Genomic DNA, 13,366 nt, shown 5'->3' with positions numbered 1-13,366 from the left:
CTCAGCCGCCGCGTCGAGCGGTTACGCCGTAACCGATGCGCGCAGGCGATGCACGACCTGGTTGTCCTTGCCCTGAACCAGCGGCGTCAACTGGATGTTGAACTCGATTTCCTTGTACGCGTCGGCCTTCATGCCCAACGCCGCGCCGCCGGTCTTGTCGACAACGTGCGGAATCAGATCCTCGCGAGTTGCGTAGGCGAAGTCGTCCCAAATCAGGGGGTCGCCCTCGATATTGATTTGCGTCGTCAGCTTGCGGTGCTTGCCGGAGGTCACGAAGAAGTGCACATGCGCCGGACGGTTGCCATGCCGGGCGAGCACGTCCAGCAGCTGTTGAGTCGCGCCCTGCGGAGGACAGCCGTAGCCCACCGGCATGAGCGTGCGGAATTCGTACTTGCCGTCGGCACCCGTGCTGACCGCGCCACGCAGGTTGAATGCGGACTGCGCACCAGTCGGGTCGAAGTGCGAATAGAAGCCTTTCGAGTTGGCGTGCCAGCACTCGACCATCGCACCGGCAACGGCCTCGCCGTCTGAACCGGTGACCGTGCCGCGGATAACCAGCGGGCCTGCATCGCCGTCGGGATTGATGTCGATCTTCGATACGCCATCGCGCACCGGCGCACCGGCGACATACAGAGGGCCTTCGATGGTGCGCGGCGTGCCGCCCGTGATTTCGGCCGCCTTGTCCGCTGCATCCATGCGAATGTCGAGATATTTCTCCAGACCGAGACCGGCGGCAAGCAGCGCTGCTTCGCCATCCTGACCAAGCTTGTTGAAGTAGTGGACGCCGGCCCAGATTTCATCAGGGGTCATATCGAGGTCGTCGATGGCCTTGAAGAGGTCGCCTAGCAGGCGCTGGACGATCTGTTTGGCGCGTGCGTCACCGTCCTGGCTTCCGAGGTTGGCAGCGGCCCTCAGCAGGTCCTGCACCTCCTTCGTATCGAACACTTTAACGCTCATGTCTGCTCCTGAATCTCTGTATTTTTGGCGGGGGTTAACCCTCGATTCGGCACCGACCGGTTTATGTTTGAAAGGTATAATCGCTTGCTGAAACAGAGTGTGAATGCAGGATAATGGACGCCGGAAAGCCTCGTCCAACACTGATTTGGTATCGGTCTATATCCAGGAGGTATCGAAATGGAACTGCGGCATCTTCGTTACTTCGTCGCGGTGGCCGAAGAACGCAACTTCACACGCGCGGCGCAACGGCTGAACATCGCCCAGCCGCCTCTGAGCCGTCAGATACAGCAACTCGAAGAATCGCTGGGCGTGCAGCTCCTGGAGCGCAACTCGCGCCCGCTGAAACTGACGGAAACGGGTAAGTTCTTTTATTCTCATGCCGCGCAACTGCTGTCTCAGACCGCGGAGCTCGAATCGATGACGAGGCGGGTCGGCAACATTGAACGAAGTCTTTCGATTGGATTCGTGGGTTCAACGTTGTACGGGATGCTGCCGAAAATTATCCGGCGCTTTCGCGACGAGAACACGACCGTCGAACTCAGCCTGCACGAGATGTCGACGATGGATCAGATCAGAGCGCTGAAGGACGGCCGGATCGATGTCGGCTTTGGCCGCATTCGACTCGAGGACACCAACATCCGCCGGGTGATTCTTCGCGAAGAGAAGATGATTGTCGCCTTCCCGGACGGCCATCCACTTTCGATTGCCAAACCGGTCGTCGCGCTTCGTGACCTGGTCAACGAGACTCTGATTATTTTTCCGAAGTCGCCGCGCCCGAGCTATGCCGACCAGGTACTGGCGGCATTTCAGGACCGGGCACTCAAACCTCGCCGGATCTATGAAGTCCGGGAACTGCAGATTGCGCTCGGCCTCGTCGCGGCGGGGGAAGGTATTTCCATCGTTCCGAGTAGCGTCTACGGCCTGAAGCGGGACGATGTGAGCTACAAGGAACTGGATGACCCGACTCTGGTCTCTCCGATCATCATGAGTATGCGTGCGCTCGACGAGTCGCGAGACATTCGGGAAATGCTCGAACTCATATACCGTCTGTATGAAGAGCAGAAGATATCCTTTGCGCCCCGTACGGATCGGGGCCGATAGTGCGTACGGCTTCGTATAGCTTCACCATAGCGAGTGTCGGCACAGAATCGCTCCAATTGCCCGTGGAAGGCGCGGATACGACGGGTTACTTCACCCAGGCCTGCGGCCTCCGGTTTGGCGCAGCCAATCAGCACCTGCATGCAGGGGAATTGCTGGCGATCTGAGCGCGAGGCGCACCGATCGCAGTGGATGCCATTACAATCCAGCACTTCGATCCGACAAATGTGATTTGCGCCATGAAATACCTGCTTGCATCGACACTCGCGGTGGTCATCGCAGCCAGAAGCGCGACCGCGAACGCCGACACGTCCGGGGACACCGATACGCCCAAACAGCAGTGCGCCATTGGGTATGTCACGGGTATCGGTGGAACCGCACAGAGCTTTCGCGAATACCTCGCGACGCCCGACAGAGACAGATATCGCTACCTGGCAGACCATCCGATTCAATGCCAGATATCCGACGAGGGGCGCGCGTCTGGCTGTGTCGGCATGACGAACCTGCGGCGTGAACGAGTTAGCGTGTACGACGATATCGACAGCACGACGATGGCCGTGGTCGCGCGCGTGGAACTCGACCAGGGGACATACCCGGCGATTATCGTTGTGTCGAAGAAGGACGTGAAATGCGAGGAGTGAGTGCCCTCACGGCACCCACCATAGAGCTGACGGCAACCACGAAGCGGTATGGTGCGCGCTCAGGCTCTCCTCAGTTTCCACTCGATTGCCGACGAGTCAGCGCCCGTATTTCATCCAGCAATTTGCCGGTCTCCGACTCGCTGGTCAGATAGCAGCCGCGAACATCCGTTTCGACCGGAGCCGCCGTTCGAACGGCAACGGTGCGACTCCCAGCGCATCATGTGCGCTCCTCGCTCGCACCCGTCATTCACTGCCTCGCCAATATCTCAAGACCAGCCGTGCAGTTCCTCATCGGCCACATCCTTGATTCGCGGCCAAACCCGCTCTTCAAATTGGTCAGCCGGCACCGGCTCGGAATACAAAAACCCTTGAGCAAAATCACACCCCACCGCCGCGAGAAAATCGCGTTGATCGGTCGTCTCCACTCCCTCTGCAATCACTTTCAATCCCAGCTTGTGCGCAAGCATGACCATTGCCTCGCACAGCGCTTGATTGTCTGGATCAAAGCCGAGGTTCTGTACGAACGAACGATCGATCTTGAGATAGTCGATGTCAAAACGCTTCAGATACGCAAGGGATGAGTAACCCGTCCCGAAGTCGTCAATCGAGATCCGAATTCCGGCATCACGGAACGTCAGTAATTTCCCGTTCAATTCGGCGTCCAGCAACAAGCCTTCGGTTATTTCAATGGCGACGCTCATTCCGGGCATCCCTTCCTGCAAGAGGTACTCGGACCATTGAATACACACCAGATTGTCTTGACGAATCTGCGCGGGTGACATGTTGACGCTGATCTGAAACGACGGGTGAAATCGCTGGCGCCACTGACGAGTCTGGTGCACCGCCTGCTTGAACACCCAATCGCCGATCGGAACGATGAGCCCTGTGTCTTCTGCCAACGCAATGAAATCGAGCGGACTGATCATGCCACGCTCGGGGTGCAGCCAACGAATCAGCGCTTCCGCTTTGTAAATCTCGCCAGTCGCCAGATCGACGATGGGTTGGTAATAGATGCGGAACTGTTCAGCCTGCAAAGCGGCACGCAAATCGTTCGTGAGGCGCAGGCGTTTTTCCGCTGCCACTTGCAGGTCGGGCGTGAAGTAGCTGAAACGGTTTCGCCCGGCGCTCTTTGCCGCATACATGGCCTGGTCCGCATTCTTGAAGAGAACATCCAGTTCACGGGTGTCCTGAGGATAAAGCGTGACGCCGATACTCGCAGAAATGAAGGCGTCATCCGGGCCGAGCCTGAAGGGTTCGGCCAGCGTGTCGATAATGGTCTTCGCGATCTGTTCAATGCTTTCGGTGTTGTCCAGTTCCGACAGAATGACCGTGAACTCATCACCGCCAAGGCGGGCTACGGTGTCGGATTCGCGCACACACGAAGTGATCCGCCTCGCGGCCTCGATCAGCAGGATGTCGCCGGTATCATGGCCGAGGGAATCGTTGACCTCCTTGAACCGATCCAGATCGATCAGCATCAAACCCATTGGCCGTCCAGAACGATGCGACATTCTCGCTTCGTGGTCGAGCCGGTCATGAAACATCTGGCGATTCGGGAGATGGGTCAGCGCATCGAAATTGGCCTGTTTCCATATCGTTGCTTCGAATACCATCCGGTCCGATAAATCACGACCGACCGCCAACACGGAACTCACCTCGCCTGAGCGCTCGATCTCCGGCGTCAACCGGATATGGCTGCACTGTTCCTGTCCGTCCTTACTGAGCCATCTCAGTTCAAACTGGCCACTCGTTCCGCTTGCTATCGTTTCGCTGATCTTCCTCTCGTAGATCAGTGCGTTAGCGCCGCCCGGAACCTCTGAAGGCCGCTTTCCGAGCACTCCGTCGAGGCTGCGCCCCGCCGAAGTACAGAACGCCGGATTGGCATAGGTACGCCGGAGTTGCCTGTCGTAACGCGTAATCGTGTCGGGCGAGTTTTCGATCAACGTGCGCGACTGCTGCTCCTTGGTGACGAGTTCCGCCGTTCGTTCGATGACGGTCTGCTCAAGGGAAGCATTGATCTCGTTGATCTTCTGCATCTTCTGCCGGATCGCCGCACGCATTCGTTCGAATCGCTGCGCCAGCCTGCCGAGTTCATCCTTGACGCCAGTATCGGTGTGAGCATCCGGTTGCGCATCGATCTCGGCCCCCACATCGCTACCGGTGGCATGCATTTCCCGCACCAGCGCTTTGAGCGGTGCAGAGATGCTGTGCGAAATGAAGTAGGCAAGGAAGATCGATAGCAGGAACCCCGCGACGCCAACCAGTATGATCTGGTTGCGCACGGACTGTGCCTCTGCGGTCAGCTTCTTCTCAGGAATGGTGCTGACCACAAACCATGTCGTGCCCGGAATGCGGGTGTACGCGGCAAGATACCGGCCCCCGCTCTTACCGTCGAAGGCGACGAAAACACCCGGCCCGCCGTTCGGCCCGGCGCTTGCGATCTTTTCGATCAGCCCTGGCTCGGCGATACCGTCGCGGGTCATGGGTGCACCGTCGGCACGAATGATCAGCCTGTTATTGCTGGCATCCAGTACATAGATCTCGGTTCCACTGCCCAACGCGACATCATTAAAGATCGATGAAAAATGTTCGGGGCGAATAACCAGAACCAGATTGCCGATCTGCCGATTGTCGCTCTTGCCGATGATGGCCCGCACCATCCCAAGGTTCTGTTGTCCGACGCCGTTGTCGTAGCTGCCCCAGTAAGGACGGCCACTGTGATTGGGCGCCTGCTCGACGAGACCTAATACCCCTCGCGTCAGTTGCGCGAACGCCTGGGTGTCCATGATCCGGTTGCTCTTGTCGAGCAGATATTTCTGGTTGATGAAATCAACCGATCCGTAGTGTTCCAGAAGCAGCCGGGTCATGTCGAGCCGCGCGTCGCTGCGCTCTTTTTCATTGCCATTCGCGGCACGGATCAGAGCGTCCTGAACACGATCCGACAACACCAGAAGGCCGCTTTCCGTCTCGATCTGTTCTATGCGCAGCGAGATGTTCCTGGATACCTGCTTGACCACCTCTTTCGAAAAAATCTCCGCCTTCTGCTTGATTGCCGCGGTCGACTCTACATAAGAAATGTAGCCGGAAATAAGTATCGGTAGCAGCGAAAGCAGGATGAACGCGGTGATGAGCCGGTAGCGAATTTCGACACGGCGCAGCAGATCCAGCGAGAAGTAGGCGAATGCGCTTCGCAGCCAACCGACGAGTGAGCTCATTTGTAATGCATCTTCGCTTCATTCTTGACAGACTCGTCCAGGAACTTCGCCGCCTGTTTTGGCGTGATCTTCCTGAACAGCACATCCTGCATCAGCCGATGCAGCCGCTCGATGGAATTGGAGGGCAGCGCCGAATAGTACGGGCTGCCGGTGACCGGGTAGCGGCTGACCATGTTCGTGTAATCGACCATCTTCGGATCGCTCACCACCGTTGCCGAGGTCTGCCTGAACGGCGAAATATTCCGGCGCTTTCTTTGAATAATGGAAAACCCTTGCCCGCCAATGAACTCGAGAAAACGCATCGCAGCGGCTTTGTTGGGCGTCTCGAGCACGGCAAAGCCGGTTTCGCTGCCGATCACCGGCACCACCGGCTTGCCGGGCGCATTCCAGGGCGGGATGAACACGCCGACGTCGAACGGGTTGCCGTGGAGCAACAGTCCGGCGGCCCAACTGCCGTGAAAAGCCATCGCGACCGCGCCCTCCTTGAATAGCCTGATGCCGTCATCGTAACCCGTCGCCATGAACGATTCCTGTACGAAACCACGCTCCGGGATCAGCAGCATCCTGGCAAAAATATCGGCTACCTGAGGTGTGTTCAGATTCAGCGTGCCGTCGCTGATCTTGTTCTTCCAGTCCGGCTCGCGCGCCACCACATTGTTGGCAAAGCCTGAGCTGAAGGGACCGTTTCCAAGCATATTCGGAAAGCCGCCGTTCCACATGATAGGCGTATAGCCCGCATGTTTGAGCTTTTCACACACCGCGAGGAACTCGTTGAAGTTGGTCGGCAGTTCTTTGATCCCCGCCTTCGCGAACATGTCGCGGTTGTAATAGATCAGCGTGGTAGCCACGCCCCCCGCTATTCCGAAGCGCCTGGATTGGCGGCTGGTCCAATCCTCCCTGAGAGGATCGAGCATGTTGTTCCATGCGGAGGTCTTGCTGACGTCGGCCAGAAACCCTTGATCGGCCAGATCGGCCGCGTAGGCATTCGGATTGATACTCACCAGATCGGGCAAGTTGCCAGAGGCAATTCGAGGTTTGATATTCTCCTCGACCGAATTGCCGATCATGAACTGCACGTTCACGTGAACGTCCGGATTCAGCTTGCTGAATTCAGCGGCGATCTGCAGCATTTCCTCCGGCCAGTCAGGGGCCCAGATCAATGCGGTGATGGTGGTCCCGGCCTGCCCGCTCGCGCTCGAAGAAGCCTGGTCGTGCTGACGGCAACCGAACAACGACAAAAGAATCAGGCAGGCCAAAGCGGACAACAAGGAGGTGAACTCGGTTGGTCGCACGTGGGTTGGCTTTTTCGTGTTGGGGTGTAATCGCGCGGGCTTCGGCAGACATTAACAGCGCACCCGGCAGTTATCCATCGACAGGCCGAACCTGCACGGCATAACGGCAACGGACGTTAAGACTTTAGTCGACATATGCCCGAATCTCGCTGCCGTGCGGGAACGCCGGTACCAGCGGTACGGGCTTACGGGTCACCGGGTCGAGCGATGCGTTCCTTTTTCGCAACTTCATGCGCGCATTCGGTGCATAAACGGTCCACGAGACACGACCGGCATCCCGTGGCACACGCCGCAGGGTTGCTATCGGTCAACCCGACCGGTATTGATTGCCGGAAGACCGTCCGGATCGACGATCTGTGATTGTGCTCTGACGCTGAGGATTCCGGTTTCAGCGCAGAACATGCAACTGCTTATAATTCCGCTGTGAAGCCCGGTTGCCACCCTCGATGAAACAGCATCCGAAGGATGAACCCGGCGACCGAAGCAAAGCTCATGCAGCCCCTGCGTCATATTAGAGTTGATCATGGCACGTAGCGAACCAAAGAATCAATCGCGGTATTGGTGGGATCGTCACACACCGGGTCTCAGCCTGATGTGTGCGGATTTCACGACCCAGGAGTATGCACCGCATACACACGAAGGTTTAGTGATAGCGGTCACCGAAACAGGCGGTGCCGTGATCAAGAGCCGTGGCCTCGTCGAAGAGGCGCGTTCGTCCACCTTGTTCGTTTTCAATCCGGTCGAGGCGCACGCCGGCTGGATGGGTTGGAGCGAGCGCTGGCGTTACCGGTCGTTCTATCTCACGGAGTCGGCGCTCAATGCGGTCGCGCACGGCCTCGGCATAGAGGACGTGCCGTATTTCACGCGCAACCTGTTCGGCGACGCCGATCTCATCGACGGGTTTCTTGCGCTGCATCGGGCGCTCGAAGAAGGCCGCGATCTCTTCCGCGAGCGGGAATTACTGTTCTCGACGTTCGGACGTTTGTATCAGCGGCACGGCAGCGGCGGTGGACGTATCGCGCCGGCGCCGCACGACCGGGCGTTGGTCCGGATCGTGACCGACCTGATCCATGACCGGCACACCGAGAACCTGCTTCTGGAGGATCTGAGCGGCGCCGTCGGCCTCACGCCCTTCCAGCTCATCGGGCTGTTCAACCGCTGCGTCGGCCTGCCTCCGCACAAGTATCTAACCCAGGTGCGTCTGAGCCGGGCCTGCCACCATCTGCGCCGCGGGATGCCTATAGTCTGTGTGGCCGCCGCGACGGGATTCTATGACCAGAGCGCGCTCACCAAGCACTTCAAACGGTGTTTTGGAATGACGCCGTTGCAATTTGCCCAGGCCGCGGCCGACAGGACAGCGCACTAGCCCCGATTTCCGCCGCAATTTTTGCCAATACGCTCGCGGCGCGCCTCCCGATACTTCCATGATCTGTAACCCGTATTGGAGGCAAACATGCCAGCATGTGCGTTCTATCACGCGAATCCTGAGACCCTCACACTAGAAACCCAGGTGATCGACGCCAGACCTGGGCGCGTGGTTCTCGCCGAATCTCCGTTCTATCCCGGCGGCGGCGGCCAGTTGGCCGACTGCGGCACGCTCCATCACAACGGCGGAGACATCGCGGTGACGGGATTCGATATGGTCGACGGCAGGCTTTGGATGCACCTCGCCGATCCCGCCGCCGAGCTCACCGGGACGGTCCAGGCCGTGGTCGATCCGGCATTCCGGCAGATGATGCGAGAACTCCACACCGGCACCCACGTGCTCAATGCGTTGATCTTTCAGGCCTTCGATGGTGCGCTCGTCACCGGCGTGCAGATGAATGACGACGGCACGGCGCGCATGGATTTCGACGTGCCCGAGGCCGACAACAATCGCCTGCGCGCGTTGGAGGGCCCCGTCAACGACGTCATCCGGCAGAATCTCGCTGTGCGGGACGTCTACCTGCCAATCGCCGCCGCGCGCGCAGAGCAGGGGCTGATTCGTTCGAGGTCGGTGGCGCCGCCGCCGACCGACGATGGCCAGATTCGGATCGTGGAGATCGTTGGGCTGGACCGCCAGGCATGCGGCGGGACTCATCTGTCGGAAACCGGGGCATCTCGTGCGATCCGTATTCTGAAAATCGACAACAAAGGTCGCCATAACCGGCGTGTGCGCATTGGCCTCGTGAATGCGTAAGTACCCGGATAAGCGCAGAATCAGCCGCCGACAAGCCGTCAGATAACGCCGTCGCCTTTTCCGGGGACGAGCCGGGCGGCCAGAAAGTCGATCAGTGTGCGTACGCGACGCGGTACTGAGCGGCCTCCCGCCCATACCAGATGAACGGGTACGGGTTCGGGCTCGAACGAGTCGAGCGCCGTCACCACTTGCCCCGCGTCGAGAAGTTTCTGCACCTGAAAGCTCGGTGCCCGGCCTATGCCGGCTCCGGCTGCGGCCGCTGCATTGCACGCTAGCGCGCTCGTGGACCGGAAACGCCCTGCGACCTCGACTGAGCCGCCAGCGCGGTTGAACGTCCATGTCTCGCGCAGGGGATGCTGGCGCAGCATGCAGTCGTGTAAAGCAAGCTCGGACGGATGAGCCGGGTAGCCATGCGAGGCGAAATATTCCGGTGTGCCAAACACAACGCGCCGCAACGTACCCACCTGCTTCGCGCGCAGGGTCGAGTCCGGCAGGTGACCCAGGCGGACCGCGAGATCGGTGTTGGCTTTGGCAAGGTCGAGATGCTGCTCGGCGAGCACCAGTTCTATCCTGACACTTTCGTGAATCGACAGAAACTGCGCAACGAGCGGCGCAACGAATTCAGCGCCGAATGCCGTCGGCGCTCCAACGCGAATACTGCCGCGCAACTGGGTTGCGTGATCGACGAGTTCGTCGCGTGCCGCATCGATTTCTCCGAGGGCGGGTCGTATCCGGGCGGCGAACTTCAGGCATGCCGCAGTAGGCTGTACGCGGCGCGTCGTCCGGTGGAACAAGGTCGCGTTCAGATCACGCTCGAGCTTCGCGATGGCGCGGCTCACCGACTGCAACGTTCGGCCCAGCGATCGCGCGGCGGCCGTCAAACTTCCTTCGTCAAGAATCGCCAACAGTACTTCGTATTCGTCCCGGTTCATGACCGTCATTCTCTCGTTTAGTGGAAGAATCTCTGCCGGCTCGCGCATCTATGCGTGGTTTGGTCGCCGTCGTACATTCTAGCTGTGCAGACACCTGATTGGTTCCCAAGGAGACGACTGATGACCCAACGAAACGAGCATGAAATGCCCATGAGCTACAGTGACCGGTTCAGCCTCGCCGATGCACGCCGGGTCGCGCGTGCGGCCGAAGAGGAGGCAACACGTCATGGTTGGCCCATGGTGATCGCCGTGGTGGATAGCGGTGGACATCTGGTGCTTCAGCAACGACTTGATGGAGCGCAACTCGGCAGTATCCATGTTGCGAGACAGAAGGCCGAAACAGCCGTGCTGTTCCGGCGTCCTACGCGTCTTTTCGAGGATGCAATCGCGCAAGGAGGACTCCACCTGCGGCTGCTCGGTATGAATAACCTCGTGCCGCTCGATGGAGGGATTCCGCTGATTCGCGACGGAGCGGTGGTCGGCGCGATAGGGGTGTCGGGCATGCGCTCCGATCAGGATGCGCTGGTCGCCCAGGCCGGTGCTGATCAGTTCATGGCAACGGCGGCATGAGGAAGAAGCCGGTTCAGGGGGCCAGCGCGGCGAGACAGCGTGAAGCCGTGAATATCGTCAGGGCGCAGCGCATCGACATTGCCTGTTCGCACGCTCCGGAAGCGGCCGCACGCGGTTGAATGAGCGTCCGCGCAAGACGCCGAACGACGAAACGCCAGCCACCCGATTCCAGCAAACTATTGCATCCGCCGCTACGGAAGTTCGCTATCACAGGACGACCCACCGCCCCTCTCGCGGCGAAGGACTTCCGTAGCCGCCCCATTCTCGACATTACCCCCTCCTCGACACCCCATTCCTTCCGCAGCGGCCACGCACATCGTCCACAACGCTTCGACAATTCCCGGGTATTCTTCAGTCAATGGCGGGGCTACGTCCAACTCTTCTGTTTTTCCACTGCGCAGTTCACGGAACCCAAAGGAGGAAGCATGAATATAAACGGGGCGAGCAGAATAATCGGCGCAATGTTGGCTGCGGCCAGCGCGAGTTGCGCCATCTATGCGAACGCGCAGACAACGATGAACGCGCCGCCCGACGGCGCTTTCCAACGGGTGGCGACCTCGACGTCGCCGCCTGGAACCAGGCCGGATACCTCGGTGATTCGTGACGTGCGCCGCGCCCTCAGGCGCGTACCGGACATGGACGACTCGGGGATTCACATCAGGGCGCGCCTCGGCGTCGTCACGCTCACGGGCGAGGTACCGGAGAGCTGGCAGATCTCGCGCGCGGGCAACGCGGCAAGGTCGGTGCTCGGCGTCAGGTCGGTAACGAACAGATTGAAGGTTCGAGAGGAAGAGCACGAGCATTGAGCCACATCTCGCGGCGCCGGCCGGATAGGCTCGCAGTTCAGTTGCGACTGAGATTTTGAATGCTCTGTCGCAGTTGCCTGCTCCGTACGGCCGGTGCCTCGAACTTCGGATTCCGGTGGCCTCGTCTGGTCGATGGAACCGTCCCAGAACGAGCGACCGGCCGCACGGACCGCTCTATTGCGATCGTCCTGAACGCGGTCGCCTTTCGATGCCGAGGCTCCTCGCGCTCGAACGCGATGCCCCATCCCTGAGCAGCGGTTTCATCGCTTCCTGATCAAGACGATCGCGTCACCGCTCAACGTCGCCAATGAAGCGGCTGCGCGCCGCGCATTGATCGCGTCGCAGATAGAAAAAATACGACGCCGGTTGCATTGACGGTTCGCCTGAGAACGGCGTCGTGTTCTCCGGACCCCGGGTTTCAATTGCCACGCGCTTCTGCCTTCAGGACACTTTCCAGTGCCTATACTTTGCATGGACGTCGTCAGGAAAGTGCATGCATCGAAAGACGTTTTCGTCAGATCAATTCTGCCTTCGTCAAGGAGGTGGCACATGCAATACGATCAACAGAAGGTGCAGGATTTCATGGGGCGCATGGTCGAAGAATTCGGCGCGGTGGCGTCCGCGCCGCTGATTGCGCTCGGCGACCGCCTTGGCCTGTACAAGGCAATGGCCGAACAGGACTGGATGACTTCGGAGCAGGTCGCCGAACGCGCGGCTCTCGCCGAACGATACGTACGCGAATGGCTTGCGGCGCAGGCCGCGTCGGGGTTCATCCGTTACGATCCCGAGACCACCCGTTATCGGCTCGATAACGAAATGGCCATGTGTTTCGCGGAAGAGACCAGCCCGACTTTCATTCCGGGCTTCTGCGACTGCGCCGAAGCCATGTTCCGCAGTTTGCCCAAACTTGAAGCGGCATTCCGCACGGGCCTCGGTGTCGGATGGCATCAACATCATCCATCGCTGTTCAAGGGCACGGAGCGCTTCTTCCGTCCGGGCTATGCCGCGCACCTGGTTGCCGACTGGATACCCGCGCTCGATGGCGTCGAAGCGATACTCAAGAAACGCGGCGCAATCGTTGCCGATGTCGGCTGCGGACATGGCGCATCCACGATACTGATGGCGCAGGCTTACCCCGGCGCGACGTTCGTCGGCTTCGACTATCACGAACCGTCCGTGCAGAGAGCGCGCGAACTCGCTAAAGAGGCGGGTCTCGGCGATCGCGTCACCTTCGAAGTCGCGAGCGCGCAGGCGTTTCCCGGCAACGACTACGATCTCGTCGCCTTCTTCGATTGCCTTCACGACATGGGCGACCCCACGGGCGCCGCGGCACACGTATTGCGGTCGTTGAAACCCGATGGGTCGTGGATGATCGTCGAGCCCTTTGCGAACGACAGGCTCGAAGACAATCTCAACCCGGTGGGGCGCGTGTTCTATTCGGCGTCGACGATGATCTGCACGGGTGCGTCGTTGTCGCAGGAAGGCAGACGAGCGCTCGGGGCGCAGGCCGGCGAGGCGCGTCTCAGGGAAGTCGTGACGGCGGGCGGCTTCACGCGTTTCAGGCGCGCAACGCAAACGCCGTTCAATCTGATTTTTCAGGCGCAGGCTTGAGCGCTGTTGCTTCGACCGCGGGCCGCCCGTTGCGGCCTGCTCCTCACAGTGCTATAAAGCGGTGT

The 13,366-nt window shown here is 59.8% G+C and carries 11 protein-coding genes; 7 read left to right on the top strand and 4 right to left on the bottom strand.

Annotation, left to right across the window (positions count from 1 at the left end; translation table 11 throughout):
- Positions 1–21 precede the first annotated feature (21 nt).
- A complete protein-coding gene (gene catA, locus PQQ53_RS24295) occupies positions 22–957 on the bottom strand; it encodes a catechol 1,2-dioxygenase (protein ID WP_408155479.1) in 936 nt (311 codons plus the stop codon).
- A gap of 177 nt (positions 958–1,134) precedes the next feature.
- On the opposite strand from catA, the gene PQQ53_RS24290 reads away from it, so the two are divergent.
- Both PQQ53_RS24290 and PQQ53_RS24285 read left to right on the top strand, forming a co-directional pair.
- Positions 1,135–2,058: a LysR family transcriptional regulator gene (locus PQQ53_RS24290; RefSeq protein WP_408145356.1), complete on the top strand. Its 924-nt coding sequence runs from the start codon at positions 1,135–1,137 to the stop codon at positions 2,056–2,058.
- Between the two features lie 236 nt (positions 2,059–2,294).
- Positions 2,295–2,696, top strand: coding sequence for a hypothetical protein (locus PQQ53_RS24285; RefSeq protein ID WP_408326871.1), 402 nt, complete (start codon positions 2,295–2,297; stop codon positions 2,694–2,696).
- Positions 2,697–2,962: 266 nt separating this feature from the next.
- On the opposite strand, the gene PQQ53_RS24280 is transcribed toward PQQ53_RS24285, so the two are convergent.
- Positions 2,963–5,911: a bifunctional diguanylate cyclase/phosphodiesterase gene (locus PQQ53_RS24280; protein ID WP_408326742.1), complete on the bottom strand. Its 2,949-nt coding sequence runs from the start codon at positions 5,909–5,911 to the stop codon at positions 2,963–2,965.
- Positions 5,908–7,143 (bottom strand): ABC transporter substrate-binding protein, encoded by a 1,236-nt coding sequence (locus PQQ53_RS24275; protein WP_408326868.1) that lies wholly within the window; start codon positions 7,141–7,143, stop codon positions 5,908–5,910. Before PQQ53_RS24275 ends, PQQ53_RS24280 begins: the two co-directional genes overlap by 4 nt.
- A gap of 583 nt (positions 7,144–7,726) precedes the next feature.
- On the opposite strand from PQQ53_RS24275, the gene PQQ53_RS24270 reads away from it, so the two are divergent.
- Together PQQ53_RS24270 and PQQ53_RS24265 are read left to right on the top strand one after the other, a co-directional pair.
- Complete coding sequence (locus PQQ53_RS24270) at positions 7,727–8,569, top strand: helix-turn-helix domain-containing protein (RefSeq protein ID WP_408326740.1); 843 nt, start codon at positions 7,727–7,729, stop codon at positions 8,567–8,569.
- 87 nt (positions 8,570–8,656) lie between these two features.
- Complete coding sequence (locus PQQ53_RS24265) at positions 8,657–9,382, top strand: alanyl-tRNA editing protein (protein ID WP_408145512.1); 726 nt, start codon at positions 8,657–8,659, stop codon at positions 9,380–9,382.
- A gap of 38 nt (positions 9,383–9,420) precedes the next feature.
- On the opposite strand, the gene PQQ53_RS24260 is transcribed toward PQQ53_RS24265, so the two are convergent.
- Positions 9,421–10,323, bottom strand: coding sequence for a LysR family transcriptional regulator (locus tag PQQ53_RS24260; protein ID WP_408326737.1), 903 nt, complete (start codon positions 10,321–10,323; stop codon positions 9,421–9,423).
- A gap of 111 nt (positions 10,324–10,434) precedes the next feature.
- Here PQQ53_RS24260 and PQQ53_RS24255 point away from each other — a divergent pair, with 111 nt between their 5' ends.
- The 3 genes from PQQ53_RS24255 to PQQ53_RS24245 all read left to right on the top strand — a co-directional run bounded on the left by PQQ53_RS24255 (position 10,435) and on the right by PQQ53_RS24245 (position 13,301).
- Positions 10,435–10,884, top strand: coding sequence for a GlcG/HbpS family heme-binding protein (locus tag PQQ53_RS24255; protein WP_408155443.1), 450 nt, complete (start codon positions 10,435–10,437; stop codon positions 10,882–10,884).
- A gap of 515 nt (positions 10,885–11,399) precedes the next feature.
- The gene (locus PQQ53_RS24250) at positions 11,400–11,690 is read left to right on the top strand and encodes a BON domain-containing protein (protein ID WP_408326734.1); all 291 of its coding nucleotides are present in this window, start codon (positions 11,400–11,402) and stop codon (positions 11,688–11,690) included.
- A 549-nt stretch (positions 11,691–12,239) separates the two neighbouring features.
- Complete coding sequence (locus PQQ53_RS24245; RefSeq protein WP_408326731.1) at positions 12,240–13,301, top strand: class I SAM-dependent methyltransferase; 1,062 nt, start codon at positions 12,240–12,242, stop codon at positions 13,299–13,301.
- Positions 13,302–13,366 lie beyond the last annotated feature (65 nt).

Source organism: Paraburkholderia strydomiana, from assembly GCF_046030495.1.
Lineage (GTDB): Bacteria > Pseudomonadota > Gammaproteobacteria > Burkholderiales > Burkholderiaceae > Paraburkholderia > Paraburkholderia strydomiana_A.
The sequence above is the reverse complement of the archived record's forward strand: the minus strand, read 5'-3'. Positions and strand labels throughout refer to the sequence as shown.

Excerpts from the sequence above, each read along its gene's own strand:
- catA (WP_408155479.1), bottom strand. The coding sequence starts at position 957 with ATGAGCGTTAAAGTGTTCGATACGAAGGAGGTGCAGGACCTGCTGAGG.
- PQQ53_RS24290 (WP_408145356.1), top strand. The coding sequence starts at position 1,135 with ATGGAACTGCGGCATCTTCGTTACTTCGTCGCGGTGGCCGAAGAACGC.
- PQQ53_RS24285 (WP_408326871.1), top strand. The coding sequence starts at position 2,295 with ATGAAATACCTGCTTGCATCGACACTCGCGGTGGTCATCGCAGCCAGA.
- PQQ53_RS24280 (WP_408326742.1), bottom strand. The coding sequence starts at position 5,911 with ATGAGCTCACTCGTCGGTTGGCTGCGAAGCGCATTCGCCTACTTCTCG.
- PQQ53_RS24270 (WP_408326740.1), top strand. The coding sequence starts at position 7,727 with ATGGCACGTAGCGAACCAAAGAATCAATCGCGGTATTGGTGGGATCGT.
- PQQ53_RS24265 (WP_408145512.1), top strand. The coding sequence starts at position 8,657 with ATGCCAGCATGTGCGTTCTATCACGCGAATCCTGAGACCCTCACACTA.
- PQQ53_RS24260 (WP_408326737.1), bottom strand. The coding sequence starts at position 10,323 with ATGACGGTCATGAACCGGGACGAATACGAAGTACTGTTGGCGATTCTT.
- PQQ53_RS24255 (WP_408155443.1), top strand. The coding sequence starts at position 10,435 with ATGACCCAACGAAACGAGCATGAAATGCCCATGAGCTACAGTGACCGG.
- PQQ53_RS24250 (WP_408326734.1), top strand. The coding sequence starts at position 11,400 with ATGAACGCGCCGCCCGACGGCGCTTTCCAACGGGTGGCGACCTCGACG.
- PQQ53_RS24245 (WP_408326731.1), top strand. The coding sequence starts at position 12,240 with ATGCAATACGATCAACAGAAGGTGCAGGATTTCATGGGGCGCATGGTC.